Annotated in this window: 27 protein-coding genes and 3 pseudogenes; 17 read left to right on the plus strand and 13 right to left on the minus strand. The window is 67.9% G+C overall.

Features of this window, described 5'->3' with window-relative positions:
* Window positions 1–67: 67 nt before the first annotated feature.
* The 5 genes and pseudogenes from ACZ4S3_RS10790 to ACZ4S3_RS10810 form a co-directional block, all read right to left on the minus strand.
* Window positions 68–1,354: an acyl-CoA dehydrogenase family protein gene (locus ACZ4S3_RS10790; RefSeq protein ID WP_467930148.1), complete on the minus strand. Its 1,287-nt coding sequence runs from the start codon at window positions 1,352–1,354 to the stop codon at window positions 68–70.
* 429 nt (window positions 1,355–1,783) lie between these two features.
* On the minus strand, window positions 1,784–2,011 hold the full coding sequence (locus ACZ4S3_RS10795) for a hypothetical protein (protein WP_467930153.1): 228 nt from the start codon (window positions 2,009–2,011) through the stop codon (window positions 1,784–1,786).
* A gap of 345 nt (window positions 2,012–2,356) precedes the next feature.
* A complete protein-coding gene (gene rpsR / locus ACZ4S3_RS10800; RefSeq protein WP_467930156.1) occupies window positions 2,357–2,593 on the minus strand; it encodes a 30S ribosomal protein S18 in 237 nt (78 codons plus the stop codon).
* 54 nt (window positions 2,594–2,647) lie between these two features.
* On the minus strand, window positions 2,648–3,808 hold the full coding sequence (locus ACZ4S3_RS10805) for a CobW family GTP-binding protein (protein WP_467930161.1): 1,161 nt from the start codon (window positions 3,806–3,808) through the stop codon (window positions 2,648–2,650).
* Window positions 3,809–3,816: 8 nt separating this feature from the next.
* Window positions 3,817–3,927 (minus strand): annotated as a pseudogene (locus ACZ4S3_RS10810) (type B 50S ribosomal protein L31); the annotation flags it as partial.
* A 163-nt stretch (window positions 3,928–4,090) separates the two neighbouring features.
* On the opposite strand from ACZ4S3_RS10810, the gene rpmB reads away from it, so the two are divergent.
* A complete protein-coding gene (gene rpmB, locus ACZ4S3_RS10815; RefSeq protein WP_467930164.1) occupies window positions 4,091–4,327 on the plus strand; it encodes a 50S ribosomal protein L28 in 237 nt (78 codons plus the stop codon).
* Window positions 4,327–4,632: a 30S ribosomal protein S14 gene (gene rpsN / locus ACZ4S3_RS10820; protein ID WP_467930167.1), complete on the plus strand. Its 306-nt coding sequence runs from the start codon at window positions 4,327–4,329 to the stop codon at window positions 4,630–4,632. The genes rpmB and rpsN overlap by 1 nt, the downstream gene beginning before the upstream one ends.
* Before the next feature lie 68 nt (window positions 4,633–4,700).
* On the opposite strand, the gene ACZ4S3_RS10825 is transcribed toward rpsN, so the two are convergent.
* Window positions 4,701–5,381: a DUF6445 family protein gene (locus ACZ4S3_RS10825; protein ID WP_467930171.1), complete on the minus strand. Its 681-nt coding sequence runs from the start codon at window positions 5,379–5,381 to the stop codon at window positions 4,701–4,703.
* A 166-nt stretch (window positions 5,382–5,547) separates the two neighbouring features.
* The gene (locus tag ACZ4S3_RS10830; protein ID WP_467930176.1) at window positions 5,548–6,369 is read right to left on the minus strand and encodes a TrmB family transcriptional regulator; all 822 of its coding nucleotides are present in this window, start codon (window positions 6,367–6,369) and stop codon (window positions 5,548–5,550) included.
* Window positions 6,370–6,712: 343 nt separating this feature from the next.
* Between ACZ4S3_RS10830 and ACZ4S3_RS10835 the strand changes: the two genes are divergently transcribed.
* On the plus strand, window positions 6,713–7,882 hold the full coding sequence (locus ACZ4S3_RS10835) for a S53 family peptidase (protein ID WP_467930180.1): 1,170 nt from the start codon (window positions 6,713–6,715) through the stop codon (window positions 7,880–7,882).
* Window positions 7,883–8,308: 426 nt separating this feature from the next.
* Here the strand turns inward: ACZ4S3_RS10835 and ACZ4S3_RS10840 are convergent, their stop codons facing one another.
* From ACZ4S3_RS10840 to ACZ4S3_RS10855, 4 genes and pseudogenes are all read right to left on the minus strand, one after another.
* The gene (locus ACZ4S3_RS10840) at window positions 8,309–8,782 is read right to left on the minus strand and encodes a carboxymuconolactone decarboxylase family protein (RefSeq protein WP_467930185.1); all 474 of its coding nucleotides are present in this window, start codon (window positions 8,780–8,782) and stop codon (window positions 8,309–8,311) included.
* Window positions 8,783–8,994: 212 nt separating this feature from the next.
* A complete protein-coding gene (locus ACZ4S3_RS10845; RefSeq protein WP_467930189.1) occupies window positions 8,995–9,441 on the minus strand; it encodes a universal stress protein in 447 nt (148 codons plus the stop codon).
* Between the two features lie 90 nt (window positions 9,442–9,531).
* Window positions 9,532–10,083, minus strand: coding sequence for a MarR family winged helix-turn-helix transcriptional regulator (locus tag ACZ4S3_RS10850; RefSeq protein ID WP_467930193.1), 552 nt, complete (start codon window positions 10,081–10,083; stop codon window positions 9,532–9,534).
* 596 nt (window positions 10,084–10,679) lie between these two features.
* Window positions 10,680–12,395, minus strand: a pseudogene (locus ACZ4S3_RS10855) (MFS transporter); the annotation flags it as partial.
* Between ACZ4S3_RS10855 and ACZ4S3_RS10860 the strand changes: the two are divergent.
* Both ACZ4S3_RS10860 and ACZ4S3_RS10865 read left to right on the plus strand, forming a co-directional pair.
* Entirely contained in the window at window positions 12,388–12,726 is a 339-nt protein-coding gene (locus ACZ4S3_RS10860) for an ArsR/SmtB family transcription factor (RefSeq protein WP_467930197.1), read from the plus strand. The pseudogene ACZ4S3_RS10855 and the gene ACZ4S3_RS10860 overlap by 8 nt on opposite strands.
* On the plus strand, window positions 12,723–13,109 hold the full coding sequence (locus tag ACZ4S3_RS10865; protein ID WP_467930202.1) for a VOC family protein: 387 nt from the start codon (window positions 12,723–12,725) through the stop codon (window positions 13,107–13,109). Before ACZ4S3_RS10860 ends, ACZ4S3_RS10865 begins: the two co-directional genes overlap by 4 nt.
* A gap of 120 nt (window positions 13,110–13,229) precedes the next feature.
* Here the strand turns inward: ACZ4S3_RS10865 and ACZ4S3_RS10870 are convergent, their stop codons facing one another.
* Window positions 13,230–14,168, minus strand: a complete 939-nt coding sequence (locus tag ACZ4S3_RS10870; RefSeq protein WP_467930204.1) for an AraC family transcriptional regulator — start codon at window positions 14,166–14,168, stop codon at window positions 13,230–13,232.
* A gap of 111 nt (window positions 14,169–14,279) precedes the next feature.
* On the opposite strand from ACZ4S3_RS10870, the gene ACZ4S3_RS10875 reads away from it, so the two are divergent.
* The 7 genes and pseudogenes from ACZ4S3_RS10875 (at window position 14,280) to ACZ4S3_RS10905 (ending at window position 17,577) form a co-directional block, all read left to right on the plus strand.
* Window positions 14,280–15,134, plus strand: a complete 855-nt coding sequence (locus tag ACZ4S3_RS10875; RefSeq protein ID WP_467930209.1) for an NmrA family NAD(P)-binding protein — start codon at window positions 14,280–14,282, stop codon at window positions 15,132–15,134.
* A gap of 2 nt (window positions 15,135–15,136) precedes the next feature.
* Window positions 15,137–15,586 (plus strand): nuclear transport factor 2 family protein, encoded by a 450-nt coding sequence (locus ACZ4S3_RS10880; protein ID WP_467930214.1) that lies wholly within the window; start codon window positions 15,137–15,139, stop codon window positions 15,584–15,586.
* Between the two features lie 9 nt (window positions 15,587–15,595).
* Window positions 15,596–15,868, plus strand: a complete 273-nt coding sequence (locus ACZ4S3_RS10885; RefSeq protein ID WP_467930218.1) for a hypothetical protein — start codon at window positions 15,596–15,598, stop codon at window positions 15,866–15,868.
* Window positions 15,778–16,251 (plus strand): annotated as a pseudogene (locus ACZ4S3_RS10890) (CocE/NonD family hydrolase C-terminal non-catalytic domain-containing protein); the annotation flags it as partial. The gene ACZ4S3_RS10885 and the pseudogene ACZ4S3_RS10890, both read left to right, overlap by 91 nt.
* A 13-nt stretch (window positions 16,252–16,264) precedes the next feature.
* Complete coding sequence (locus ACZ4S3_RS10895; protein ID WP_467931617.1) at window positions 16,265–16,462, plus strand: hypothetical protein; 198 nt, start codon at window positions 16,265–16,267, stop codon at window positions 16,460–16,462.
* A 391-nt stretch (window positions 16,463–16,853) separates the two neighbouring features.
* The gene (locus ACZ4S3_RS10900) at window positions 16,854–17,072 is read left to right on the plus strand and encodes a transposase (RefSeq protein ID WP_467930223.1); all 219 of its coding nucleotides are present in this window, start codon (window positions 16,854–16,856) and stop codon (window positions 17,070–17,072) included.
* Window positions 17,002–17,577 carry a hypothetical protein gene (locus ACZ4S3_RS10905; protein ID WP_467930227.1) on the plus strand — a complete coding sequence of 192 codons (576 nt, stop codon included), beginning with the start codon at window positions 17,002–17,004 and terminating at the stop codon, window positions 17,575–17,577. The genes ACZ4S3_RS10900 and ACZ4S3_RS10905 overlap by 71 nt, the downstream gene beginning before the upstream one ends.
* 652 nt (window positions 17,578–18,229) lie before the next feature.
* On the opposite strand, the gene ACZ4S3_RS10910 is transcribed toward ACZ4S3_RS10905, so the two are convergent.
* Window positions 18,230–19,705, minus strand: a complete 1,476-nt coding sequence (locus tag ACZ4S3_RS10910; RefSeq protein ID WP_467930231.1) for an MFS transporter — start codon at window positions 19,703–19,705, stop codon at window positions 18,230–18,232.
* An 85-nt stretch (window positions 19,706–19,790) separates the two neighbouring features.
* Here ACZ4S3_RS10910 and ACZ4S3_RS10915 point away from each other — a divergent pair, with 85 nt between their 5' ends.
* The 5 genes from ACZ4S3_RS10915 to ACZ4S3_RS10935 all read left to right on the plus strand — a co-directional run bounded on the left by ACZ4S3_RS10915 (window position 19,791) and on the right by ACZ4S3_RS10935 (window position 26,457).
* Window positions 19,791–20,177 (plus strand): MarR family winged helix-turn-helix transcriptional regulator, encoded by a 387-nt coding sequence (locus tag ACZ4S3_RS10915; protein ID WP_467930236.1) that lies wholly within the window; start codon window positions 19,791–19,793, stop codon window positions 20,175–20,177.
* Between the two features lie 424 nt (window positions 20,178–20,601).
* Entirely contained in the window at window positions 20,602–21,897 is a 1,296-nt protein-coding gene (locus tag ACZ4S3_RS10920) for a chymotrypsin family serine protease (RefSeq protein WP_467930240.1), read from the plus strand.
* A gap of 186 nt (window positions 21,898–22,083) precedes the next feature.
* On the plus strand, window positions 22,084–22,785 hold the full coding sequence (locus tag ACZ4S3_RS10925; protein WP_467930243.1) for a hypothetical protein: 702 nt from the start codon (window positions 22,084–22,086) through the stop codon (window positions 22,783–22,785).
* Window positions 22,786–23,120: 335 nt separating this feature from the next.
* On the plus strand, window positions 23,121–24,782 hold the full coding sequence (locus ACZ4S3_RS10930; protein WP_467930248.1) for a GMC oxidoreductase: 1,662 nt from the start codon (window positions 23,121–23,123) through the stop codon (window positions 24,780–24,782).
* 298 nt (window positions 24,783–25,080) lie between these two features.
* Complete coding sequence (locus tag ACZ4S3_RS10935; RefSeq protein WP_467930253.1) at window positions 25,081–26,457, plus strand: glycosyltransferase; 1,377 nt, start codon at window positions 25,081–25,083, stop codon at window positions 26,455–26,457.
* The last annotated feature ends 9 nt before the right edge of the window (window positions 26,458–26,466 follow it).

The following is a 26,466-nucleotide window of genomic DNA, read 5'->3' on the forward strand; positions in this document are numbered from 1 at the left end:
CTCAGTGCGGTCGCACGCGGCGCCCGGGGGCCGCTCGCTGTAACAGGGCGCCGCGGTACACGCCGGGTCAGTGGCTCGGCGCCACAGGCACAAAGGCGCTGTAGCCAGTGATGTCGCGGCCGACGATCAGCGCCTGCACGGTGTCGGTGCCCTCGTACGTGTCGATCGCCTCGATGTCGCAGAGGTGCCGGGCGACGTGGTAGTCGAGCAGGATCCCGTTGCCGCCGAGCATGTCGCGAGCGTCGGCGAGGATGGCCCGAGCCCGTTCGGTGTAGTGCATCTTGGCCAGCGCGACCCGGGGCATCGAGTATTCGCCCTCGTCCAGGAGCTGGCTGAGCCGGTACTGCATGCACAGCATGTCGGTGATGTCCGCCAGCATCCGGGAGAGCCGGTACTGGATGAGCTGGAAGGCGGCCAGCGGCATCCCGAACTGCTTGCGCTGCTTGGCATAGGCCAGAGCCGTCTCGTAGCCCGCGATGGCCGCGCCGATCGACTCCCAGGCGACGCAGAAGCGCGAGGCCAGCAGGACTTTCTCGGTGTCGCGGAAGGTGTGCACGTTCGCCAGCCGGTTCTCGGCGGGCACCCGGACGTCGGTGAGGGAGATCTGCGCGTTCTGGACACAGCGCAGAGCCATTTTGCCCTTGATGACCTGGGCGTCGAACCCGGGTGTGCCCTTTTCGACCACGTAGCCGCCGACATGCCCGTCGTCGCCGCGGGCCCAGACGATCACGTAGTCGGCGAAGGTCGCGTTGCCGATCCACCGCTTGTAACCGTTGAGGACGTAGGAGTCACCGTCCTGGCGCGCGGTCGCCTCCAGCTTGACCACGTCCGTGCCGTGCGCGGGCTCGGTCAGGCCGAAGGCGCCGATCTTTTCCAGACGCGCCATCGGCGGCAGGAAGCGCTGCTTCTGCTCCTCGGAGCCGAGCAGCGCGATCGACATCATGGCCAGGGCCGAGTGGACCCCGGTGAACGTCGAGATGCTCAGATCGCCCCGGGCCAGCTCGAGAATCGCCAGGCCGGCCGTCACATTGCTCATCCCCGGGCAGCCGTAACCGGAGATCTGAAAGCCCGCGATGTCCAGCTGCGCCAGCTTGGGCACCAGCTCGAAGGGGAACTCCGCCCGCTCCCAATACGGGTTGATGATCGGGGTGACCTCCTGGTCCATGAACTCGCGGACCTTCTCCCGGAGAGCCCGCTGCTCGTCGGTGAGCAGCTTGTCCAGCAGGTAGTAGTCGGAGTGCTCCGGTCCGCCCAGTACCGGCGGCTCCACCCCGGACGATCCGTTGCCACTCGGGAAAGCGCCGTTCGGCACGGTCTGCCCCGGGCCGACCGCAGTGCCATGTGTCGCGTTCATGTTCCGCTCCTACAGATCGGGGATCCGAATGCGTCAGTGAGAACGACGCTAGGAGCGACCAGCGGAACGGCCATTGGGCGCTGAACACCACATTTGGCTTCATATTGGTGCCCCTAACCCAATTCGCCCGGTAGTGGCTGGGTGAGCGCCCCGCACTCCTCGTGACCGATCTCGCCCTGAGCAAGGAGAACGCGGCTCCGCCACACTTTTGGGCATGCTCTACGACGGGTGGGCGCCCGACCCCACCCGGTGTGCGACACGGCCGGTTACGCACCGTTCGGATTCGGCTTCCGGCAGGGGCGATACGGAGGTGATCCCGTACCGCCCCTGTGCTCCCGTCCCCGAACCGCCCCCGCTATCGCGCCCCGAGCCTCGCCCGCCCCCTGGACGAAACTCCGCATCCGCCCCCGCGCGATCGTGCGCCGCGCGTCAGTACACCCGGGTGAGGATCTCCAGCACCTCCGCCTCGCTGGGCAGCAGCGGAGCGTTCTTGGTCACCGCGTCCGCGACCCCTCCCGCGGCGATGGCCGGCAGCATTCCGCGATCGGCGCCCAGTTCGCGCAGGGGCCGCTTGATGTCCAGTGTTCCGGAGATCTCGCGCACGGCCCGCACCGTGGCCCGTGCCCAGTCGCCGTCCGCGGGCGGAGCGAGGCGCATGGCGTTTCGGCGCGGAGTTCGTGCTCCTCGTCGGCGCGGGGGGTGCCGGCACTCGGCGGCCTGGTATCGCAGTTCCTGGCCCTGGAGACCACGGACATGGACCTGGCCCGCGCGGCACGCGCAGCCCGCGAGGGCGGGGTGTGAGCTTCCGGGACGGTGGGCGACGGGGGAGAGGCCGTCGCGGAGGCCGACCGCCCTGGCCCGCATCTGCACCGGCTTCGGGCACTCGGCGGATGATTCTGCCTGGGGCCGACGCGACGCAGAGGACGCCGTGCGGTGGCACCGCTAGGCCGACAGGCCCTAGGCCGAAGACGGAGTCCGGAGCCACCGCACACGGGGAGCGAACTACTTTGAGCCGTACGGCAGAAGGGCCATCTCCCGGGCGTTCTTGATGGCGCGGGCCAGCCGGCGCTGTTGCTGGGCGGTGACCCGGGTGACTCGCCGGCTGCGGATCTTGCCGCGGTCGGAGACGAACTTCCGCAGCAGATCGGTGTCCTTGTAGTCGACGTAGGTGATATCGGCCTGGTCCAGCGGGTTGGGGCGCGCCTTGAGCTGCTTGCGGGGATCGGAGCGGCGGGGCATGGGGATTCCTTCTCTCGGTCGTGCGGATGGGGGAAGAGGTGTCCGGGCGGGGGTTCAGGAGACGGGGTCGAGGAGCGCGTCGAACGAGGCCGGCAGGCGCTTCCACGCCTCGCGCCCGCCGGCGAACTCGCCCTCGGTCAACAGGCAGGAGTCCAGCAACCGTTCCAGGCCCTCGCGGTCGAGGCCGGGTGCGGTGAAGACCAGGTGCTGGCAGCAGTCGCCGTGTTCGGGCTGCCAGTCGAGGGTGGCAGCCGCTCGGCGCATGGCCGGCACCATCTCCCAGGCGGCGTCCGGGAGCGATGCGAGCCAGGGGCCGGCGTTCTCCACGCACAGCGCGCCACCCGCGGCGTCCCAGGACAGCAGGGTGTCGGGGCGGTCGGCGAGCCAGAAGCGGCCCCGGCTGCGGGCCGCCGCACAGGCCAGGTCCTCCAGCGCCTGGTAGAGCCGTTCCGGATGGAAGGGACGGCGGCGGTGCCATACGAGGGTGGCGACTCCTGACTCCTCCGCTTCCTGTGGCAGCAGTGCGCAGGCCGGGTGCTGGGCGGCGGCAGCCGTCTCGACGTCGAATCCGGCGAACGCGACCTCCGCGAGCTGCCTGGAACCCGCGGACACACGGCGTGCGGTCGGGTGCAACTGAGCGAGGAGCGCACGGTCCTGGTCGTCCGCCGCCTCCTCCGCCCCGTCGACGAGCGCGAGCACGGTGGCGTACTCCAGCTGGCGCGCCCAGGTGTCCCCGACGGTCCGCTGGTCGGTTGCGGCCGCCGCGAGTCCCGCCTCCGCCAGATCGTCCCCGTTGGACAGATACGGCAGTACGAGCGCGGGGTCCACCGCGGTCATCACATTGGAGAGCGTCAGCGCCTCGTCGCCGTACGACACGATGACCTCGGCCATCGCCCGGGGCTCGACGGAATCCCAGAGCTCGACCACCGCCAGCCGGTACAGACCGCTGTCGGCCAGCCGCTGGAGTTCGGGCACCAGGTCCTCGCGCATGGCGCAGCACGCACAGTCGTTGACGAGGGGCGTCTCGCCGGCGGACAGCTCGCCCGAGGCGTCCCGCACGGTGCGCCGTACGGTGCCTTCCGCCGCCGTCGAGAGGTCGTGGTGCAGCGCCACACTGCCGCGCACGGTGTGCAGCAGCCGCAGTACGACCTCGGCGCGGGCGTCGGAGTGCAGCCCGCCGACCAGGACGACGGGGAGCCTGCCGTTCTCCGTCATCACTGCGCCCACTCAATGGTCTTGTCGCTGGTCGCGGCGGAACGGGTGAAGAAGGCGAACTCGGCTGCCTTGTCGCGGAAGATGACCGGTCGGTAGGCGGGGTGGATCCCGGGCTTCATGACGGTGTTCCTGTCTGTGAGGTCGGCTTGTGCGTCAGCGTTCTTCGCGGAAGTCGACATGCCGGCTGATGATCGGGCGTAGTTCGGTGCGGGCCATGGGCGCTACTATATGGCAATGGTTTCCATTGTCGATAACGGCCCTGACGAGAGGTAGTCCCACACCATGTCCGCCCACTGCCAGCTGACCGGCGCCCAGCCGGGCTTCGGCAAGACCATCTCCCACTCGCATCGGCGTACCTCCCGCCGGTTCGACCCGAATATCCAGCGCAAGCGCTACTGGCTGGCGAGTGAGGGGCGCCACATTCGGCTCACCCTCAGCACCAAGGCGATCAAGACGGTCGATTCGATCGGGATCGAGGCCGCGGTGGCCCGAATCCGCGCACGAGGAGTGAAGGTCTGATGGCGAAGCAGAGCAAGATCGCGAAGAACGAGCAGCGCAAGGCGATCGTCGAGCGCTACGCGGCCCGGCGTGCCGAGCTGAAGGAGATCATCCGGCGGCCTTCCTCCACCGACAACGAACGCGCCGCCTCCCAGGCCGAGTTGCGGCGCCAGCCGCGCGACGCCAGTGCGACCCGTGTGCGGAACCGGGACAGCGTGGACGGCCGCCCCCGAGGTCACCTGCGGAAGTTCGGCATGTCCCGGGTACGGATGCGCGAGCAGGCGCACGCCGGATTCCTCCCCGGAGTCACCAAGTCCTCCTGGTGATGTCCGGCGACCGCCCCGCTGGACGGCGGCACGCCCGGACCGGCTTCTCCAGCTGGTCCGGCGTGCCGTCAAGCCATCCAGAAGAAGACCGCGGTCATCCGCTTGTCCTCCAGCGTGCTGCCCCAGTAACCGGTAGCGCTGTGCAGCATGTTGGCCGTGTAGAGCAGCAGCCGATTGTGGCGGTGCGCCACGCGGACGTCCTCGGCGAAGGAGTCAGGCGGGACGAAGCGCGTCCCGAGGGCATCGACCAGGTTGTTGTGCGGCGCGGTCACCATGTTTCCGCCGAGTCGGCCGCCTGGCAGGTTCTGACGGTAGAAGCTCGTTCCGCAGTCCTTGGGCACATGGGGGTTGAGGTAGAGCACCGCGGCGTAGCGGCACAGCGATCGCGAGTCGGTGTGGGGCCGTGGCTCGCACTCGTCCTTGCCCACGACCTGGATGCAGTTGTGATTGTGGGTGCCGCCACCAGGGGCGGTTTGCTGCCACAGCTGACGCGCGCCGGTGGCCTTCATGACCAGTTTTTCGACGTGGGCCAGCTCAGCCGGTTCGAGTCCGGGCATCGTGCGCAGACCGGGCCAGCTCTCGGGCTTGTGCGGATAGCCTTCGACCCAGTCGCCCTTGGTGAGGCAGCGCGCCCGGACGGCATCGACGTCGGGCAGTGCATTGTCCAGGACCCAGTAGTCCCGGCCGGGTGTGGGTTTGCGGTAGGGGAGGACGGGGAGCACCGAGGTCCTCGGAGGGCGTGGGGGCATGGCGCTGACCATATGGTCGGTTTGCGTCAGGGCACTCCCGCGAAGGGGTCAATCTTCCGTCAACTCACGGCCGCCCCAGGGGGTCTGGTTTCGCCGAACCCGCCGCGCCGGTCACGATCGCACGGGCCCGCCCACCGGCGGGCGAACGCGGGGCGGGACAGGGCGTTTACGGCGCCAGGCCGGACTCCTTCACGGGCGCCGCGCCCTCCCAAACGGTCTGAAAGGCCAGCCGTAGGCAGCCTGCGAGCGCCGGGTGTTCGATGAAGAGCGTGGTGGTGGAGCCTGCTCCGGCCACCGGGTCGGGCATGTCGCACAGGACGAGGGAGGCGTCGGCGATCACGAGTTTCAGCGGAAGTTCGGGTGCGAAGCGGGCTTCCTCTCCCGCGGCGGCGAAGCGCCGTACGTGCTCCACTGTGTCGGGGTTGTCCAGGGCGTCGTTGAGGTAGATCGCTCGGACCGTGCCGCCCGCCCGGTGGAGCCGGCGGACCACCTTGATGCCCTCCGTGTTCTCCGAGGGGGCGACGAACGGTGGTTTGCAGAAGGTGAGAAGTTCGTGCTGCGCCTGCCGCTGGATGTCGGCGAAGCGCTCGGAGATCGCCTTCGGGTCGCGCAGAATCTCGACGTAGTCCAGCGGGTCGGTGTGCACCCTCCCGTCGGACCAGAGCGGTTGCAGGACACCGGCCAACTCCTCCGAGACCCGCTCCAGCCGGTCCATGGACTCGCGCTGCAGGGCCATCAGCCGGGCAACGGCCAACTCGGGCGTGACAGCGGAGAACTTGGCCACTCGCCCCGGGTGCGTGGTGGCCAGGCGTCGCCGTACCAGCGCGTCCAACACGTCGTAGACCCGCTGGCGCGGCACATCGGCTTCGCGGGCCACCTCGGCGGCCGTGTACGAATCACGCCTGATGAGCGCCAGATAGACCCGTGCCTCGTACCGGGCCAGGCCGAGCGCCATCAGGTCGTTGATGGGTCCTTCTTCCAACTCCATGGCCACACACGGTATATGCCAACACTCAGAAGTTGAGGGGAAGGCTTTACCAACTACCTCTATCTCCTTGGGGAAGCTGTCAATACTTTCGTTAATAGCCACCACTCAACGGGGTGGCAGCAACGAACACCATGCTCGAACCTTGGCTCCCCTTCGGCACCCCACTCGAAATACGAGTTGTCATGTGCTTGACATTTACATGCCGACCCGCTGTCTCGATGACCGTCGCGGAGCCATCCATCCCCCCACGGAGGGCAGTTCCTTGCGGTCTCATCGCAGAAAGAATCTGATACGTCGCGGCGCACCGGCCCTGCTGTCGGCCGCGGCTCTGATAACCGGTGGCGTGATCGCCACGTCACAGACGGCCGCCTTCGCAACGTCGGGTACGGCGTCGCCCGCAGCGTCCACGGTGCACACCCACCGGCTCTGCTCGGAGCCGAGCAAGCCCGGCTACATGGCGTGTCAAGCGGTTGTCCGCACCGACCTGACGTCGCAGAGGTCCCTCGGCCGCCACGACACCCCCAAGGGCTACGGGCCTAGCGACCTGCAGGCCGCCTACAACCTCCCCAAGGACGCCGGCAAGGGCAGCACCGTCGCGATCATCGACGCGAACGACGACCCGAACGCCGAGAAGGACCTGGCGACCTACCGGTCCCAGTACGGCCTGCCGGAGTGCACTACCGGCAACGGCTGCTTCAAGAAGATCGACCAGGACGGTGGCTCGAACTACCCGGCGCCGGATGCCGGTTGGGCCGGCGAGATCTCTCTCGACGTCGACATGGTCAGCGCGTCCTGCCCGCAGTGCCACGTCCTGCTGGTCGAGGCCAAGTCCGCCAGCATGGACGACCTCGGTGCGGCCGTGAACCAGGCCGTCAAGCAGGGCGCCAAGTACATCTCCAACAGCTACGGCGGGGACGAGGAAGCCGCCGACACCTCCGCGGACGACAAGTACTTCAAGCACCCCGGCGTCGCCATCACCGTCAGCTCCGGCGACGGCGGCTACGGCGTCGAGTATCCGGCTGCCTCGCAGTACGTCACCGCCGTCGGTGGTACCTCGCTCAAGAAGGACAGCAGCACGCGCGGCTACTCCGAGTCCGTCTGGGGCACTTCCGCCGGTGGCGAGGGAGCCGGCTCGGGCTGCTCGAAGTACGACGCCAAACCGTCCTGGCAGAAGGACAGCGGCTGTAAGCAGCGCGCCGTCGCCGACGTCGCGGCCGTCGCCGACCCGGCCACCGGCCTCGCGGTCTACGACACCTACCAGGCAAGCGGCTGGAACGTGTACGGCGGCACCAGCGCCTCCGCACCGTTCATCGCCGGCGTCTACGCCCTCGCGGGCACCCCGGGCGCGGATGATGTGCCGGCCTCGTACCCGTACGCCCACACGGACAAGCTGAACGACGTCACCGACGGCGCCAACGGGTCCTGCGGCAACTACCTCTGCCAGGCAGGCAAGGACTACGACGGCCCGACAGGCCTGGGCACCCCGAACGGCGTCGCGGCCTTCACCAAGTAGACCGGGCGAGACAGCACACTGCTCGGCTCCGCCTGCTTCGCCCCGTCGGTCATCCGACGGGGCGAAGTGCTGCGGGTCGGCAACTGAAGGGGACGGCCACACTTGGGACGTGGCCGGCGAACCCCGCCGCTACATGGTCCTGCTTCCACTCCAAGATCTCGAGCGGCGCCTTGGCGGAATTCGTCGAATGCTGGCAATAACCGCCTGTGCCTGAGTCAGCACCCCGTAAGCGGGATCCAACTCTTGCTCACGCCGACTCCCCTCCCCTTGAAGCCCTCCCACGCGGGCGCACTCGCCGGCGCAGGCGTCTTGTGGCGATCATCCGGACCACCGGCGGGCCAGATCAGCGCCTCCGAGCCCGGGGGCCCTGAGCCCGCAGCCGGACCCCGAGCCAGTCGCTGATGCCGTTCAGTGGAACCGCCCGGCTCAGTGGAACTGCCCGGCCTCGTAGTTACCGGCCGGCTGCTGGGCGATGACGTTCAGCCGGTTCACCATGTTCATGAAGGAGACCAGGACCACCAGGGCAGTGAGCTGCTCCTCGTCGTAGTGCTTGGCGGCATGCGCCCAGACCTCGTCGCTGACCCCACCGGCCGCATCCGCGACCCGGGTCCCCTCCTCCGCCAGCTCCAGCGCGGCACGCTCGGCCTCGGTGAAGACCGTGGCCTCCCGCCACGCCGCGACCAGGTTCAGCCGCACCGAGGTCTCGCCGGCAGCGGCGGCCTCCTTGGTGTGCATGTCGATGCAGACGGCGCAGCCGTTGACCTGACTTACGCGAAGCGCCACCAGCTCCTGCGTCGCGGCCGGCAGTGGCGAGTCCTTGAGGGCCTTGCCCGCCGACATGACGTGCTTGAGGGCCTTGCCGGCGGTCGGGCCGGCGAAGTAGTTCAGTCGCGCGTCCATGGTGTGCTCCTCTGTGGTCGTCAGTGGCTACACACCTGAGACGGGGTAGCCCGACGCCCTGTGACATGGACGAATGTGACCTGCGTCTCCCGGCCGTCGGCGCACGTCAAGCGACGAATTCGGCGTCACCCGCCCCACCGTCGGCCGCCCGGCAGGCGACGCCGCATGAACGGAACTCCGGTCCCTCGAAACGGTCCGGTCCCTCGAAACGGTTACGGGACTACGGTGACCGGCCACCGGGCTGCCTTGACCAAGCGCACCGCGAGCGAGCCGATGAAGCGGTGACCTGCGTGTTCGGAGGCCCCGACGACCACAGCGTCGGCCTTCAGCTCGTCGGCCACCCGCACGAGGCCACCGAACGCGTCGCCCTCGACGGTGTGGAACTCCCACCGCACCCGGAAGACGTTGCCCAGGCGCTCGGCCCCCTCCCGTACCTGCGAGACGATGTCCTCGGCGATCTGGGAGGTGGTCTCCACCACCGCCGCGGACAGGCCGGGCGCCATCGCCATCGCGGGCAGGGACTGGACATACACCATGGCCAACAGCGAGCCCTGACGTCGAGCGAGGCCCCCGGCGTAGGAAGCGGCGCGCCACGACGACTCGGAGTCGTCCACGCCGACGACGATCACCTTCGGACCGTCCGTCCCGTATTCGAACATGGTCTCAACCTCTTCCCGACGTCTCCAGCGTATGAGCGGAGTGGGCGATGTCGTGTCCCCGCAGAGGAAGGCACCCTCGACACAGCGGGATCAGTAAGGCGCGTCACCCCCTGCATGGTGATGCGGACGGTGCGCGGAGGGCGTGGCGAGTTCGTGGGCCGGCAGGTCGCCGGGGGCCAATCGCTGAGCCAGCGTGTCCAGTAGGGGCACGGCGGCGCCAAGTGTGGCTAGCTGGTCGTCAGGAAGCATGGCGATGTGGGTGGTCAGGGTCTGGAGGCTCTCGCGGCGGATGCTGTCCAGTACGGCTGTGCCGGTCGGGGTGAGGACGAGGAGCAAAGCGCGCTGGTCGTGCGGGTCGGGGCGGCGGCCCACGAGGTCGGCGGTCACCAGGATGTCGACCAGTCGGGAGGCGCTGGGCATGCCGATTCCCATGCCGCGGGCCAGGTCGCCGACCCGTAGGGGGCCGTGCGCGGACAGAACACCCAGCGCGGTCAGACGACTTGGGGTCAGGTCGTGCCGTTCTGCCGGTGCGCGCAGCCCGTGGGCCAGACGCAGGACTGCCGCCCGCAGCCGGGCCGCGATCTCGTCGCGGCCCGGGGTCGGTGCCGCGGGTCCGGGCATTGCTTGCTTTGGCTTGGTCATGACCACGTGCCGTCCAGTGTGAGGTGCAAGGTGGCGCCGGCCGGGCCGTTGACGTCGGGCGGTGTCGTCGGGCTCGGAGCCCGGGTTACCGCGGACAGGCGGCGGGGCAGGCCGGTCAGCAGGAACCGGCCGTCGCGGTCGGTGGTGGCGCGTGCCACGAGCGTGCCCGTCCCATCGACAGCGCGGATGACTGCCCCGGGCAGTGGGCGGTCCGGGCTCGGCCCGCAGACCACGCCGGCGATCTGCCCGTTCACCCTGGAGGCGGTCTCCGCGGCGGCGGGCCGATCGTTGCCGCCGGTCGTCATCGTGTACGTGGCCTGGCGGTGGCCAGGTGCCGTGACGACCAGCGTGCACACCTTGACGGGGAAGTCCCCGGGGGAGTGCGGGCGGTCTTTGCGCAGGCCGGGCGGCCTGGCCCGAGCGGTGCCGGGGCCGACCGCCGGTGGGGTGGAGCGTGCGACGCCCGAGGCAAGGCCGTGGGTTCCGACGGGCACGGCCGCTCGGTCCGGTGTCACGGAGCCGCGGTGTGCCGTCTCCGGTCCTCGGAGTGCCGGGCAGGAATAGTCCGTGGTGCCGACGGTGGTCGGCCGGTCGTGGTGCACGTATTTGCCGCCGCGCAGCCAGGAGGCGACGGCGGCTACCAGGCAGGCGGCGATGGCGAAGACGAACGCGGCGTCCAGACCTTTCGCGAACGGCCCGGAGATCAGCGCGGGGAAGAAGCCACGGCCGGTCAGGTAGGCCACCTGGCTCGCCGGCAGGTGACCCAGCACATTCGGGCCCAGCAGCGTCTCGACCGGGTTGTAGCCCAGCAGTGAGGCGAACAGCACCGAGACCGGTGGCAGGGCCGCCACCTGGTCCGCGTCAGCGGCGGGCACGCCCTGGGCGACCAGACCGCTGGACAGGGTGTGCGGCAGCGTGCCGGCCAGGCCGAGGACCATCAGGCTGAAGAACACCCCGATCGACAGCACCAGCGCCGAGTTCTGGAAGGTGGTGCTCATGCCGCCGCCGACCCCACGCTGGTCCGCGGGCAGGCTGTTCATGATCCCGGCCCGGTTCGGGGAAGCGAACAGTCCCATCCCGATCCCGTTGAGCAGCAGGATCGCGGCGAAGGGCAGGTAGGGGAAGTCAACCGGCAAAAGCGCCAGCAGTACGAAGCTGACTGCCGCCACGATCATGCCGCCGGTGGCGAACGGCCGTGCCCCGAAGCGGTCGGACAGCCAGCCCGAGATCGGTCCGGCGATCAGGAACCCGACGGTGAGCGGCAGCATGTAGATGCCCGCCCATAGCGGGGTCTGGGTGAAGCTGTAGCCGTGCCGGGGCAGCCATATGCCCTGCAGCCAGATGATCAGGATGAACATCAGCCCGCCGCGGCCCATCCCGGACAGCAGGCTCGCGAGGTTCCCGGCGGTGAACGCACGGATGCGGAACAAGCTCATACGGAACATCGGCTCGGCGACCCGTGTCTCCACGACGCCGAAGATCACCAGCATGACCACGCCGCCGATCAGGGCGGCAAGCACCCACGGGCTGGTCCAGCCCATGGTGTGCCCGTGATAGGGCTGGATGCCGTACGTGATGCCCGCCAGCACCGCGATCAGCCCGACCGCGAAGGTCACATTGCCCCACCAGTCCAGCCGGGCGGGCCGCCGGATCCCGGTGTCGTGGAGTTTCCGATACGACCAGAACGTGCCGAACACACCGATCGGCACCGACACCAGGAACACCATGTGCCACTCCACCGGGGCGAGCAGCCCTCCGAGCACCAGGCCCACGAACGAGCCGGCGATGCCAGCTACCTGATTCAGCCCCAACGCCAGGCCGCGCCGGTCGGCCGGGAACGCGTCGGTGATGATCGCATTGGAGTTGGCCATCAGCATCGCGCCGCCGACTCCCTGGCCCACCCGCATCAAGATCAGCCACAGTGCGCCCGCCGTGCCATGCATCCAGGTCACCGACAACAGCACCGAGAACACGGTGAAGACCGCGAAGCCCGCGTTGTACATACGGACCCGGCCGTATATGTCGCCCATCCGGCCGAAGGTGACCACGAGCACCGCTGTGACCACCAGATACCCCATGATCAACCACAGCAGCAGGCTTGTGTTCCCCGGCCGCAGAGGGTCGATCCCGATCCCCCGGAAGATGTCCGGCAGCGCGATCAGCATGATCGACGCGTTGATCGTGGCGATCAGAACACCCAGCGTGGTGTTGGACAGCACGACCCACGGGTAGTGCGGGCCGGCGATATCGGCGGCGGCCCTGGCCCGCCGCCGCGCCGCCCGGGATACCGCGGACCCCGCAGTCATGAGCATGTCCTCGAACGAGGAAGGCTGGATCAGTTACTTATCCCAAACTAACTCTCCGGTCCGGCTTTCCCGACTTGAGACCGGCGCCGAGTGGAAACGGGACGGCCGGACACTGTTCGAGATGTGCACACGGCTGGTGACCAGACACGGTCTGGGGCTGCCCCGCCAGGCGATCAGCCGGCATCTGCCCGTACTCCAATCCGCGGGTATGGTCCTTTCGCGGCGCCAGGGCCGCTACAAGTTCCACGATCGGAACAGCCACGATCTGAACACCGAACCCCTTGAGCGCATCGTGACCCGATGGCTCAGGCCCGATGCACCGGAGAGCGCCCCATGAAGATCCACCTGTCCAGCGTCTTCGTCGATGACCAGGACAAGGCCCTGCGCTTCTATACGGACGTGTTGGGCTTCGTGAAGAAGACCGAGGTCCCGCTGGGTGAGGACCGGTGGCTGACCGTGGTCTCGCCGGAGGATCCCGACGGGACCGAACTGCTGCTGGAGCCCGACGGCCATCCCGCGGTGAAGCCGTACAAGGCGGCGCTGGTCAAGGACGGCATCCCGGCCGCCTCCTTCGCCGTGGACGACGTACCTGTGGAGTTCAACCGGCTGCGCGAGCTCGGGGTGCACTTCACCCAGGAGCCGCTGGAGATGGGCCCGGTCACCACAGCGGTCTTGGACGACACCTGCGGCAACCTGATCCAGATCGTGCACAGCAAGTAAGGACCCGGCGCAGCCGCCAGCCGCCAGCCAGTACGAGCACCGAGACCCAGTGGCCGGAACAACGCGCTGCTGATCGAAGAGGCACCGACTGGTTCTGGCGCGGGGAGAGCCGGGCGGGTGTCAGTGGGTGTGGGGATCGTCCCCGGGGCGTTCCTGCGCGTGGAGCGACTCCCGTCGTCGCCAGGTCCCGGGCGGTTCGCCGTGGTGGCGCCGGAAGGCGGCCGCGAACGCGTAGGGCGAGCTGTAGCCGATGGTGCGGGCGATATGTGTCATCCCGAGCTCGCCGGTGCGCAGGTGGTCGCGGGCGAGAGCCATCCGCCAGTCGGTCAGGTACTGCATGGGGGTCTGGCCGAGGGCGTCGCGGAAGGTCCGTGCGAAGGCCGCCCGGGACAGGCCGCTGATCGCGGCGAGTTCGGGGATCGACCAGGGATGGCCGGCGTTCTCGTGCATGGCCTGCAGCGCGGCGTTCAGCCGGGGATCCGCGGATGCCCGGTACCAGCGGGGTGCGGTCGAGCTGCGGCGGAAGTCGTTGCGGATGGCGAGCACCAGGAGAACGTCAAGGAGCCGGTCCAGCACGGTGGGCCGGCCGGGCTCGGGGGTGGCCAGCTCGTGCGACAGCAGCGCGATCACGTCCCGCAGTGGATCGCCGACTGCCGCTGACAGGGTCAGTACCTGCGGCAGTGCCTCCAGCAGCCCGCTGCCGATGTCGCCCGAGAACCGGTAGGCGCCGCAGAGGAAGACCGTCGCCCGCGGGTCTTCGGAACTCCCGTCGTGGGCGTGCCGGGCCCGGAAGTCCTCCGGTTCGAGGCAGTCGGCGCCCGGCTCGTGCCCGATGTAGTGATCGGCTCCGCCGCGGACGAGCGTCACCTCACCCGGCACCAGTTCCACCGCGCTGCCGGGGTCGTCGAGCCACAGCCATCCCCTGCCCCGGACGACGGTGTGCACGGACAGCTGGATCGAGCCGGCGAGCCGCAACCCCCACGGCGGCTCGGCCACCGTCCGGGCGAAGACGGCGCCGGAGGCGCGTGCCCGCGCAAGGCGATCGTGCAGTATGTCCACGCGATCAGTATCAGCGAGACAACCACACTGGGCATAGATCCGAGCGTTTGACGTAAAAGAATGAGTGAGACGCGCATTGATTCACTCCTCGCGCGCTCTCACGATTGATCCATGACTGGATCACCGCAGACCGCACTCGTCCTCGGCGGCACCGGGCGGACCGGCTCGCTCGTCGCGAGGAAGCTCGCCGAGCGGGGGCTGGGTGCCCGCACCGCGGCGCGCCACGGCGCCGACGTGCTGTTCGACTGGGACGACCCGACCACCCACCCCGGTGCTCTCGACGGCGTCGACCGGCTCTACCTCGTCACGCCCGTCCTGCGCGTCACCTACGCCGACCAGGTGGCCGCCTTCCTCGACCTCGCCGAAGCCGCGGGGGTACGCCACGTCACGTACCTCAGCACCTACGGCGGCGAACAGGCGCCGCCGGAGGTCGATATCAGGGCCGTCGAGGCCGGCCTCGCCGCCCGAGGGGCCCTCACGCACTCCATCCTGCGCCCCGCATGGGTGATGCAGAACTTCAGCGACGCACACCTGCCGGTCGTCGACGGAGCGATCACGGTACCGACCGGCGGCGGCGCGGAAGCCTTCGTCGACGCGGCCGACATCGCCGCGGTCGCGGTCGAGACGCTGCTCGCCCCCGAGGCCCACGCCGGCGCGCAGTACACACCCACCGGACCGCAGGCCCTGACGGTCGGCGAAGTCGCCGACACCCTCGCCGCCGTGACCGGCCGGCCCGTCAGGCACCACGACATCGACCCCGGCGCGTGGATCGGCGGTGCGGTCGCGGCCGGCCTCGTCCCTGCCGACTACGCAGTGATGCTCCGTTGGCTGACCGGCAGCATCATCTCCGGCAACGGCTCCACGCCCAACGACGACATCGAGAAGGTCACAGGACAACCACCGGCCACCTTCCACGACTTCGCCCGGCGCAGCGTCCACGCCTGGACCTCTCCGGCGGCGAGGTGACCATGTCCCCAGAAAACATCGACGACATCACCGACTTCGCGGCGCTGGACCCGTTCTTCCGGATCGTCCGGGAGGGGCTGGCGGGCCTCGTCGACGGCGAGCACTTCTTCGACCTCCTGGCCGAGGACGTGGTCTTCGAGTACGTGATCTCCGTGCCCGGTTACCCGCGCCGGGTTCAGGGACGCCGGGCGGTTGCGGACCTGTACCGCGGCTACGGCGAGGTTATGGTGCTGCACAGCGCGGACGGGCTCGCTGTCCACCGGGATCCCGAGACGTCCGTGGTCGTGCTGGAGTACGCGGTGCACGGGCGGGCGGTCCGCACCGGGCGGGCCTACGACAACCACTTCGTCTCCGTGATCACCGTCAAGGACCGCAGGGCGACGCACTGGCGGGACTACCTGGACCCCGTCGCCGTCTTCCGGGCCATCGGATGGCCGGCGGAGGATCGCTGAAGGACCTTGATGCCCCGGAGACCAGACCTTTCCGCTCTACTGAATGAACGGAAGCCCGGATGCCGCCGCAGGGACCGGACCGCCGTCCTGCCGGAGATCACCGTCCCCGTGCTGTCCGCGACCAACTGGGCCCATCACCTGCACACGCGCGGTGGTTTCGAGGGCTACTTGGACGTCGCGAGCGAGCAGAAGTGGCTCGAGGTGCACGGCCTGCAGCACTGGGTGGAGTTCTACACCGACTACGGAGTCGCCCTGCAGAAACGCTTTTTGGGCACTTCCTGAAGGGGGAGAACACGGGCTGGGACGAGCAGCCCCCGGTCTTCCTCAACGTACGGCGGGTTGACGGCACCTTCGAGCAGCGCAGCGAATTCGCATGGCCGCGGGCACGGACGCAGTGGACGCCGTTCCACCTGGACATCGCAGCCGGCACCCTCGCCCGCGCGGGCGATCCCACCGAGCACAGCGCCGATTTCGACGCGCTCGGGGACGGTCTGACCTTCTGGACCGAGCCCCTGGCCGAGCCGCTGGAGGTGACCGGACCCGCCTCCGCGTCGCTCCGGGTTGCCTCGTCGACGACCGATGCCGATCATCTGTTCCTCACGCTACGCGTGCGGGACCCCGGCGGACGCGACATCGGCGCCCACGTCGGTGATCGTCCCCGCCGGGCATCGCCTCGGCGTGTCCGTAATGGGCAGGGACTTCGAGTTCCCCGGCGAGGGGCCGGTGTCCTTCGGGGGCACCATGCGCGGCAACGGCGTCTTCGTCCACACCGACGAGCGGGACCGCGACCCCGATGTGTACGGCGGCAGGACGACCCTCGTCAGCGGCGGGGAGCATCCGTCGTACCTGCTGCTGCCGGTGATCCCCGCCGCTTGAAGGCCCGTCAGCAGCCCAGGCTCAGCACCGCTCCCCTCACCGAGAAGGCGACCGGTGCCGCGCTCCCGCCGCCGCTGATGTCGACGCGGTCCGCGGCGACTTCCTCCGCCACGGCGACAGCGACCCGAGCGAGCGCGCCACGGCTGTCCCTGGTTTTCCCTACAACGGCCCCGCACCGAGGCGCATCACCACGGACGCGACGTCATCGGCGGCCCTCCGAGTGAGTGGCGGGTGAGTTCCAGGCATTCGCACTCCTGGAATCGCATCTGTACAGGTCAGCAGCAGAGTCTGCACATGATCTCGCGTGCTGGATCATGACGGGTGATGCGTCGCCGTGAACTGTCCGGCGCCGAGCGGGAGTTCGTGCGGTCGTTGCTGCCTGTGTCGTTGTGTGGGCAGTAGCGGCTGGACGACCGGATGGGTCCTCCACGGGATCGTGTGGAAGTTCCGTACCGGCTCCGCCTGGCGGTATGTGCCCGAGCGGTACGGGTCCTGGGCCACGCTCCACACCCGCCGCGGCCGGCTGGCAGGATGCCCCTATGGCGAACACCCAACCGATTACCTATGTGCGGATAGCCGAAGTCCTCGCCGACCTCGGAATGATCACTGAAGAGAAGGCTCAAAGCGTCCTGGAGGACGCCGCCACGTACGCGACCGAGCCGATCAAGCGACGCCACGAAATCGCCAGTGCCCTCGAATTCTTCGACGTGGCTGTGTCCATCCACTCCGATGACGTCGACTTCGCCGACGAGCACTACGAATGGCTCCTGAACGAGGCCGCAGCCCTCACCAGTGGCAAAGTCACCGTCTCCAACTACCGATTCGAGAAAGCCAACCCGGACGACGAAGACTGCGGCCTGGGGACGATGCACTTCGAATGCAACGGCAGGCCGCTCTCCTTCGGCATTGAGCAGGAGTCGAACGACTACCTCGACGTGGGAGGAGCGCAGCAGGCCATCGAAGCGCTCAGCCCCCTTGATGACCCCCGGGACTTCCGCTGCGTCGAGCAGGAAGGCTCAGACCTCGACGACGACATCATGGTCCTGGCCACAACCGAGCAGCGTGAAGGCCTCCTCCAACACCTGGGCATCACGTTCGAGCCTCCTTTGCGCTAGTGCTGAGCACGACGTCGTCCCCGGTGCGAGACCGGGGACGAAGCCTTCGCGCAAGCACCCCATGCACCTAGTGTGATGCGCCGGAAATCGCGGTCTTGAGTCTGTCGCCGATTGCCGGGAGTTGGCGGCGCGATCTTGGTGAGGTAGTCGGCGAGTGAGTGAAGGATCTCGTCGGCGCTCTTGGTTCATCGAAAGGGCCTGGGGTTCTCGTTCCAGGTGTCGATCCAGGCCCTGATGTCGTCCTCCAGCGGCTTTACAGAGGTGCCGCTGAGGAGTTGGCCGAGCTGTTGCGCTGGGCGGGCGGGGCGGTGGGGCCCCGTCTCGCGGAGCGGGCGCGCATCATTCTGGCCGACAGCTTGACTTCGACAGCACGCGGCCCCGGCGACATGGCAACACACCACAGACTTAAGACCGCGATTTCCGGCGCATCACACTAAGAGCTGTCCCGTAATCGCTGGCGGCGCACGACGACAGCTACGGCACCTCGCCGCGTTGGAGGAACACCCGGATACACCCAGTATCCGGATGTTCCTCCGCCTTGCGATGCAGCTCGGCATCCGTGCGGCAAAGGGAGAGCCGAGACGGAGTGAGCGCGGCGAACGCAGTGCATCTGACGCCGTGCGCTGATCCACCAGGCATTACGGGACGGCTCTTAGTCGACGAGGGCGAGCTCCGGCTCGTCCGATGACTTCTCCAACGACTCGTCCGCCGGGATGTCGGTCTTGCGCCGTGCGAGCACTCCTGACAGTCCGATGAGTAGGCCGATGGCCGAGAGGATGGTGACCGTGAGCAGCGCTGGGGTGAAGCCGGCGAGGAGGGCGTCGGGGCCGGTCTTGCCTTCGCCTCCGGCGGTGAGGACCGCGGTGACGATGGCGAGTCCGATTGCGCCGCCGACCTGCGTCGAGGTGTTCAGCAGGCCGCCGGCCAGGCCCTGTTCGTGGTCCGGGATGCCGGCGGTGGCCTGGATGTTGAAGGACGCGAAGGCAAGGGTGAAGCCGATACCGAGCAGGATCATGCTGGGCAGCACACCGATGACGTACGGGGCGTCCCGGTCGATGACGAGGAAGAGCACGTACCCGATGAGGTGAGCGATGACACCGCCTGCGATGGTGCGCGAGGTGCCGAGCCGTGCGATCAGGGGCTCCATCTGCGGCGAGCCGAAGGCGACAATCAGCGCGGCCGGAAGGAAGCCGAGCGCGGTCTGGATCGCCGACCACTGCAGTACCGACTGGAAGTAGAGCATGACCACGAACTGGAAGCCGATGTAGCCGCCGAAGAACACCGATATGCCCAGGTTGGCCCGTGCCAACGAGCTCGAGCGGAGGATGCCGAGACGGACCAGCGGATGCGTACTGCGGCGTTCGATCAGGATGAAGGCGAGCAGCAGCGCCGCGGCGACCGCGAACTGGATCAGCGTGTTCGGCGCGGCCCAGCCGGCCTCCGGCGCCTCCACGACGGTGTAGACGAGCAGCAGCATCGCACCGACCGAGGTGATCGCGCCGGGGATGTCGTAGCCGCCGGAGGAGCGGGGACCGTCCTTGGGGAGCAGGCGGTTGGCCGCGATCCACGCGATCACCGCGACCGGCACCGGCAGGAAGAACGTCCACCGCCAGCCAACCTGGGTCAGCAGGCCGGAGAGCACCAGACCGGCCGAGTAGCCGCTGGCTCCGAAGACGGAGAAGACGCCCAGCGCCCTGTTGCGCGCGGGTCCTTCGGTGAACGTGGTGGTGACGATGGACAGCGCGGCGGGTGCGGTGAACGCCGCCGCCATGCCCTTGAGTATGCGGGTGGCGATCAGCAGGGCTCCGTCGTCGACCAGGCCGCCGAGCACGGAGGCGGCAGCGAACACGGCTACCGCGGTGAGGAAGACCCGGCGGCGTCCGAGCAGGTCGGCGGCGCGTCCACCAAGCAGCAGCAGCCCGCCGTAGCTGAGGACATAGCCGCTGACGATCCACTGCAGCGCACTGGTGGACAGGCCCAGGTCGGCCTGGATGGAGGGGAGTGCGACGCCCACCATCGAGACGTCGAGCGCGTCGAGGCCGATGACGAGGGAGACCGTGAGCAGAACTCCCCAGAGTTTTGTGTTCCACGTGGATGTGGAGGCGGACAGAGGTGCGGACGAAGTCATGCCGTGACTCTCACATGCACACGCATCGAATGCAAGTGCATTTAATCTTCATGCATCAAATGCTGGCGCATGTTACCCTGGCTCCATGATCGGTGGTACGGAGCAGGAATTGGTCGAGGAGTGGCATGGGCTTCTCGCCCGGCATGCCGCCGTGCACAACGCTCTTGAGCACGATTTGCAGGCACAGCACGGCCTCAGCGTCAGCGAGTTCGAGGCCCTCGAACTCCTCGCCTCCTCCGACCACGGCAAGTGCCGGGGCCAGGACCTCACCAACGTGGTGCACCTGAGCCAGAGCGCCGCATCCCGCCTGGTCGCCAGGCTGGAACGAGGCGGCCTCGTCGAGCGCGTCATGTGTGATCTCGACCGCCGCGGCATCTTCGTCGTCCTCACCGACGAAGGCCACAAGCGTTACAGCCACGCGAAACCGACCCATCGCTCCGCACTCGCACGGACACTCCGCGGAGACAGCTGACCAGCCTTCCGCAACGAGTCGATGACGGGTTAGGGGTACTGGAGTCTGCGCCGCAAGGCTGTTCCCTGGTGGCCCTGCTCCGGTGCTGCCGCGCCGCCTGCGTGGGTTGTCGGCGCCCTCCGCTGCGCCGAGCCTCGGCGCGCAGCCGTACGGGATGCAGAAGCAGGTCGACCTGATTCCCGCACTGACTGACTTGCCCTATGGAGGGGCTGATTCCCCCATTGCTGGCCACCGCCCTCGATTGACATCGTGATCATGCCAATCGATAACATGGGGGGGAAAGTTGAAGGTCAGCACCAGAAGGGGCAAGTGGGCAGCGGTCGCGCTCCCCACCGCGCTACTCGCTTTAGCCCCGCTCATGACGGCCTCTCCTGCGGGGGCACGGTCCCAGTCGGCCGGGACCGCAGCAGCGAAGCTCGCGGCCATGGGGAAGACCCAGCAACAGACGGACCCGCGGGTCCTCGCCGTCCGCAAAAGACAGGAAGTTCTCGACAAGACAGTCGGAGACATCACCGAAGGACTCTCGGAATCCGACCGAGCCAGGATCCTGGGATTCACCGAAATCGAGGTCGACCCAGATCACGACCATCTGCGTCTCCACTGGAAAGGCGCCCTCTCACCGCGTGTTCAGCGCATTCTCGCCGACCTGCCCGATGGTGTGACGGCCGAAGTCGTGCCGGCCCGCTATTCCAAGGGCGACCTCCACAGGGCGAGGAACAGACTGCTCAAGCGCGGTAGGCCCACGCCGCTGCGCTTTGGATCCACGGGTGAACCGATCCGCATCACCAGCATCGGGCCCGCTCTTGACGGCAGTGGCCTGGAGGTCGGCTATGACGAGGACCGGGGGCCGGGCAAGCGTGATGCCACCGATTCCCTGTCACGAGGCGCCCGCCAGGACAAGTCCGCCGACGTCAAGGCCCTGACGGACCGCCTTACCGGAATCAACACCACCGCCGCGTACCGGCCGTTGAGCGAGGACTTGTCCGCCGCCCCGGCCAATCGCCAGCACGATGCCTCGCCTTGGTTCGGCGGATCGGCCCTACGTATCCCCAGCGGCGGCATTTGCTCCGGGACATTCACCGTCAAGAACAAGGACGGGGACTTCCTGCTCATGTCGGCCCGCCACTGCTCCAAGGGCGGAGACGGCCTCTGGCGTACCTGGGAGGGCGGGGACGTGGTCGGGGGGAACGACGCCGCCGAGGTCTCCATCCCTGATGACGCACAAGGCATCCGGCTGCCGTCCAAGCAGGCCGGACCATACCTGTACGACGGGCCGGCCACCCGGCGGGACGGGTACGCGAAACCCGTGGTCGGATGGGGACACAACAATGTCGGAGACTATGTGTGCACCGACGGTGCGAACTCGGGTGTCCACTGCAACGTCCGGATCGCGAAAACCGACATCGGAATCATGGGCGGAGACGGTTCATATCGGCCCCTTACCGACCTCGCCTACGCCACCGGCCTGACCCCCGGCGGAGCCGCGGCGGTCAACGGCGACAGCGGCGGACCAGTCTTCGCGGGCGTGGGCAACTTCACGGCCGATGAGGCGCGCGGCATGATCACCGCCCTTGACAGTACGGTCACCTGCCCGTCATCGCTGAACAAGGACACCGTTCTTGACGGTCACATCAGGACGCCGTGGTGTGTCAAGGGGGTGTATTTCGTGCCGATCTATCAGACCCTGCACGACACGGGATGGACCCTTGTGACCCAGTAAAGCGTCTGAAGCGTCTGAGTGGTGGGCTGCCGCTGTTTACCGCCTCGGCCCACCGCTCGTTCCGCCCTCGCCTAACTCCCGGGGTGAGCCCGGATATCCGCCATCGTCCTGGAGTGAGTGACCGTGTCCCGAAAAGACTCGCGACGCCACCGCACGGTGTGGGCCTTAGCCCTGTCGGCCTGCCTTGTGGCCGCCGCAGTCGGCTGGGTCCTATGGGACCGCTCGCACATTCACGAGACGGCCGTGCCCGGCGACGTTCTCCTGAGCAGCGACGGCCACACCCTGACCACCCCGACCAGTTGGACAAGCTGCGAAGACAAGCCCCACCTTGAGGCACACGAAACCGCTGACACCATCACGCTGGTGATCGAGCGGAAACGGCATTTCTCCCTTTCCGGGAGCGCCGTGTGCGACGACCCGCATGACGGGCTGGTCACCACAACGCTCTCCACACCGGTGGGCGACAGGAAGATCTCCGATTCCGTCACCCACTCGCCCATCACACCCTTCAAGGGCTCCTCCCTCGACCACCCCCACTACCTGCCGCGCGGCTACACCCCGGCGGACCACATCATCGGCCCCGGGAACCGCGCCAACCCGCCCTACACAAGGGCCAAGGCACCTACGTGGACAACCACCTACCAGCGGAATCGTGACAGGGGAGCTCAAGCCGGATACGTGAGCATCACGGAATCCCGCGGCGCGACCTCGCACAGCCCCGGAACTCCCCTAGCCATCAACGGACACCCGGCCCACCTCCAGGAGCATCCCGGCGGCAGCCGATCCATCGGCTGGCCCGCCAAGGGATACACCGTCACCGTGGAAGCCGGCGACCCACTCATGACCCAGGCCGAATTCCTGCACATCGCGGAGCAGTTGAGTCGGTAGGGCCCGAGACCCACGACGCGATGCTGGGCATACCGGCATCACCGCGCGCTCGCCGGGGGTGCGCCGGCGGGTGGTCGTGGTCAGGCGGTGCGGAGCGCGGGGTCGCTGGTGCCGGGCTCAGCACCGCCTCGAGGGAGGCTGCGGCCGTGTAGTGGACAGCGAGCGGCTGACCGACAGCCGCCGTATCTCTGGAATTTCCCCCAGTCTTTCTCGATCAGGATGGTGGCGCGCGGCGGCTCGGGCTGATGGACAGGGCCTGTGATCCCCACCGGGACGTCGCCGTGGAAAAGCCCTGCGGGGAAGAATCCTGTCGGCGAAGGTCGGGTATTAGCAGCGTGTTCGAGAACCAGCAAAACCAGCATCTGTCACGGCGCCGTCTGCTCGGACTGGCCGCCCTCAGCGGCGCCGCCGCAGCCGGAATGACCACGATTTCCGCCGCCCCGCGTGCCGCTGCCGCCGACAAGCGCAGTCGGCAGGCCGGCAGCGGCTCGTTCGTACCGGCCGTGGTGATCGGTACGGGATACGGCGCCGCGGTATCCGCGCTGCGGCTCGGCGAGGCCGGAATTCCCACGCTCATGCTCGAAATGGGCCAGCTGTGGAACAAGCCCGCCGACGACGGCAATGTCTTCTGCGGAATGCTCAAGCCCGATCGCCGCTCCAGCTGGTTCAAGTCGCGTACCGAGGCCCCGCTGGGCTCGTTCCTGTGGCTGGATGTGATCAACCGGAACATCGACCCGTACGCGGGTGTGCTGGACAAGGTGCACTTCGACCAGATGTCGGTGTACGTGGGACGCGGGGTGGGCGGCGGCTCGCTGGTCAACGGCGGCATGGCCGTCGTGCCGAAGCGCTCGTACTTCGAGGAGGTCCTCCCGCGGGTGGACGCCGCCGAGATGTACGACCGGTACTTCCCGCGTGCCAACTCCATGCTCAAGGTGAACCACATCGACAAGGGCTGGTTCGAGGAGACGGAGTGGTACAAGTTCGCGCGGGTCTCGCGCGAACAGGCAGGCAAGGCGGGCCTGAGCACCACCTTCGTCCCCAACGTCTACGACTTCGGCCACATGCGGCGCGAGGAGGCCGGTGAGGTGCCCAAGTCCGCGCTGGCGGGCGAGGTCATCTACGGCAACAACCACGGCAAACAGAGCCTGGACAAGACCTACTTGGCCGCCGCGCTCGGCACCGGCAAGGTCACCATCGAGACCCTGCACCAGGTCAAGGCGATCCATCAGCAGCCGGACGGCAGCTATGTGCTGTCCGTGGACCAGATCGACGCCGACGGCAAGGCCGTCGCCCACAAGGAGATCGCCTGCCGTCACCTGTTCCTCGGCGCCGGCAGCCTGGGCTCCACCGAGCTGCTGGTGCGCGCCCGGGACACCGGAACGCTGCCCGACCTCAACGCCGAGGTCGGCGCGGGCTGGGGCCCCAACGGCAACATCATGACCGGCCGGGCCAATCACGTCTGGAACCCCACCGGGGCCCACCAGTCCTCCATCCCCGCCCTGGGCATCGACGACTGGGACAACCCCGCCGCCCCGGTCTTCGCGGAGATCGCGCCGATGCCGGCCGGACTGGAGACCTGGGTCAGCCTCTATCTGGCGATCACCAAGAACCCCGAGCGCGGCACCTTCGTCTACGACAAGGCCACCGACCGGGCCGTGCTGCGCTGGACCCGGGACCAGAACGCGCCCGCGGTCGAGGCCGCGAAGTCGCTCTTCGACCGGATCAACAAGGCCAACACGACGATGTACCGCTACGACCTGTTCGGGCCGCAGCTGAAGAACTTCTCCGACGACTTCTGCTACCACCCGCTCGGCGGCTGCGTCCTGGGCAAGGCCACCGACCTCTACGGCCGGGTCGCCGGCTACCGCAACCTCTATGTCACGGACGGCGCGCTCGTACCGGGGTCCATTGGAGTCAACCCCTTCGTGACCATTACGGCGCTGGCCGAGCGGAATATCGAGCGGATCATCGCGGAGGATGTCAGGGCCGCGCGCTAATACCCACGTGATGGTTCGCTGTGCATGCTGTTCACGCTGTTCCGGGGCATGTTGGAAAGCGTAGTGAGCCGATATGCCGTTGTGTGGCAAGAGTTGGTGACCGGCCATGCGGCGTGCGCAGTGGACATTCCCGGCCCTCCCATCGTGCGGAGGGCCGGTTTGTTCCTGCCTCGAAATCCATCGCACGGGTTCTAAGGATTTTCCGGTGGGTGACGTGAGATCAAAGGAGTGTGCGGCCAGTTGATCCGCATGCGGGTGTGCTTTCCGAACCCCGTCTGTCATCGCTGAAAGGTAATCAATGGACTCCGCCCGACGGCCGATCCTCTTCGTCAGTCTTCCGGAGAGCGGGCTGGCCAATCCGCTGCTCGTACTCGCCGAGGAACTCTCCCACCAGAATGTGCCGGATCTCTGGTTCGCCACCGATGAGCCGCGGCGCGAGGACGTGAAGAAGATCGGGATCGGGTCTCCGGTGGAGTTCGCCTCGCTGGGTGAGGTGGTCACCGAGTTGTCGGCGGTGACGTGGGACGACGCGGTCTATCGCGAGGTCACTCAGTCCTCGCGTTTCAAGGCGCATCGCGCGGTGGTCCGGCACTCCTACAAGCCCGGCCGGCACGAGGAGAAATTCCATAAGCTGGCGGCGGTTGTCGACGAGGTACGGCCGGCGCTGATGGTCATCGACTGCATCAGTGCTTTCGCGATCGAGCTGGCGATTTCTCGCAAGATTCCGTTCGTGCTGAGTGTTCCGTTTGTGCCCAGCAATGTGCTGACGGCGTTCATACCTTTCACCAAGGGCTACACCCCGCGGGACTTCCCCGTGCCGCACACGGGGCTGCCGTATCCGATGACTCTCGCGCAGCGCGTGAGCAACGCGCTCTTCAAGTGGCGGAACCTGGCGATGTTCTGTGCCCCTGAGATGCGCAAGGTGGTGGCGGAGGACAATCGGCGGCGTAAGGCGCATGGGCTCGGGCAGCTCAGTCTGATGGCACGGATCGAGCACGCCGATCTGGTGCTGTGCAATTCGATTGCCGAGCTGGATTACTCCTTCGACATTCCGGAGAAGGTGCGGCTGGTCGGTGCGATGGTGCCGTCGCTGCCGGAGGCTCCGGAGGACGACGATCTTTCGCGATGGCTGGACGAGCAGTCCTCGGTCGTCTATGCGGGGTTCGGGACGATCACCCGGCTCACCCAGGAACAGGTCCATTCCATGGTGGAGGTCGCCCGCCGGCTCAAGGGGCGGCATCAGGTGCTGTGGAAGCTGCCCTCGGAACAGCAGCATCTGCTGCCGCCGAAGGAGTCGATGCCGGCGAATCTGCGTATCGAAAGCTGGGTTCCGTCGCAGTTGGACGTGCTGGCCCATCCGAAGGTGAAGGTGTTCTTCACCCACGGTGGCGGCAATGGTTTCAACGAGGGCGTGTATTTCGGAAAGCCGCTCGTGGTGCGGCCGTTGTGGGTGGACTGTTACGACCAGGCCGCGCGCGGCAGGGACTTCGGTATCAGTCTGACCCTCGACCGGCCGCGGGATATCGACGTCGCTGACGTGGTCGACAAGCTCACGCGGGTACTTGAGACCCCATCCTTCCGCGAGAACGCGGAACGGCTCGGTGCCCTGCAGCGCGCGGCGGGCGGACGTGAGACCGCTGCCGAGCTGATCCTCGGACATCCGGCCCTGACGTAAGGCCGCACG

The organism is Streptomyces sp. NPDC028368, from assembly GCF_055565615.1.

Bases quoted from the DNA above. Each gene is read 5' to 3' on its own strand.
- rpsN (WP_467930167.1), top strand. From the start codon at position 4,327: ATGGCGAAGCAGAGCAAGATCGCGAAGAACGAGCAGCGCAAGGCGATC.
- rpmB (WP_467930164.1), top strand. From the start codon at position 4,091: ATGTCCGCCCACTGCCAGCTGACCGGCGCCCAGCCGGGCTTCGGCAAG.
- ACZ4S3_RS10845 (WP_467930189.1), bottom strand. From the start codon at position 9,441: ATGTTCGAATACGGGACGGACGGTCCGAAGGTGATCGTCGTCGGCGTG.
- rpsR (WP_467930156.1), bottom strand. From the start codon at position 2,593: ATGCCCCGCCGCTCCGATCCCCGCAAGCAGCTCAAGGCGCGCCCCAAC.
- ACZ4S3_RS10790 (WP_467930148.1), bottom strand. From the start codon at position 1,354: ATGAACGCGACACATGGCACTGCGGTCGGCCCGGGGCAGACCGTGCCG.
- ACZ4S3_RS10875 (WP_467930209.1), top strand. From the start codon at position 14,280: ATGACTGGATCACCGCAGACCGCACTCGTCCTCGGCGGCACCGGGCGG.
- ACZ4S3_RS10910 (WP_467930231.1), bottom strand. From the start codon at position 19,705: ATGACTTCGTCCGCACCTCTGTCCGCCTCCACATCCACGTGGAACACA.
- ACZ4S3_RS10935 (WP_467930253.1), top strand. From the start codon at position 25,081: ATGGACTCCGCCCGACGGCCGATCCTCTTCGTCAGTCTTCCGGAGAGC.
- ACZ4S3_RS10865 (WP_467930202.1), top strand. From the start codon at position 12,723: ATGAAGATCCACCTGTCCAGCGTCTTCGTCGATGACCAGGACAAGGCC.
- ACZ4S3_RS10915 (WP_467930236.1), top strand. From the start codon at position 19,791: ATGATCGGTGGTACGGAGCAGGAATTGGTCGAGGAGTGGCATGGGCTT.
- ACZ4S3_RS10850 (WP_467930193.1), bottom strand. From the start codon at position 10,083: ATGACCAAGCCAAAGCAAGCAATGCCCGGACCCGCGGCACCGACCCCG.
- ACZ4S3_RS10905 (WP_467930227.1), top strand. From the start codon at position 17,002: ATGGCGAACACCCAACCGATTACCTATGTGCGGATAGCCGAAGTCCTC.
- ACZ4S3_RS10795 (WP_467930153.1), bottom strand. From the start codon at position 2,011: ATGCGCCTCGCTCCGCCCGCGGACGGCGACTGGGCACGGGCCACGGTG.
- ACZ4S3_RS10920 (WP_467930240.1), top strand. From the start codon at position 20,602: ATGGGGAAGACCCAGCAACAGACGGACCCGCGGGTCCTCGCCGTCCGC.
- ACZ4S3_RS10860 (WP_467930197.1), top strand. From the start codon at position 12,388: ATGAGCATGTCCTCGAACGAGGAAGGCTGGATCAGTTACTTATCCCAA.
- ACZ4S3_RS10805 (WP_467930161.1), bottom strand. From the start codon at position 3,808: ATGACGGAGAACGGCAGGCTCCCCGTCGTCCTGGTCGGCGGGCTGCAC.
- ACZ4S3_RS10885 (WP_467930218.1), top strand. From the start codon at position 15,596: ATGCCCCGGAGACCAGACCTTTCCGCTCTACTGAATGAACGGAAGCCC.
- ACZ4S3_RS10880 (WP_467930214.1), top strand. From the start codon at position 15,137: ATGTCCCCAGAAAACATCGACGACATCACCGACTTCGCGGCGCTGGAC.
- ACZ4S3_RS10840 (WP_467930185.1), bottom strand. From the start codon at position 8,782: ATGGACGCGCGACTGAACTACTTCGCCGGCCCGACCGCCGGCAAGGCC.
- ACZ4S3_RS10825 (WP_467930171.1), bottom strand. From the start codon at position 5,381: ATGCCCCCACGCCCTCCGAGGACCTCGGTGCTCCCCGTCCTCCCCTAC.
- ACZ4S3_RS10830 (WP_467930176.1), bottom strand. From the start codon at position 6,369: ATGGAGTTGGAAGAAGGACCCATCAACGACCTGATGGCGCTCGGCCTG.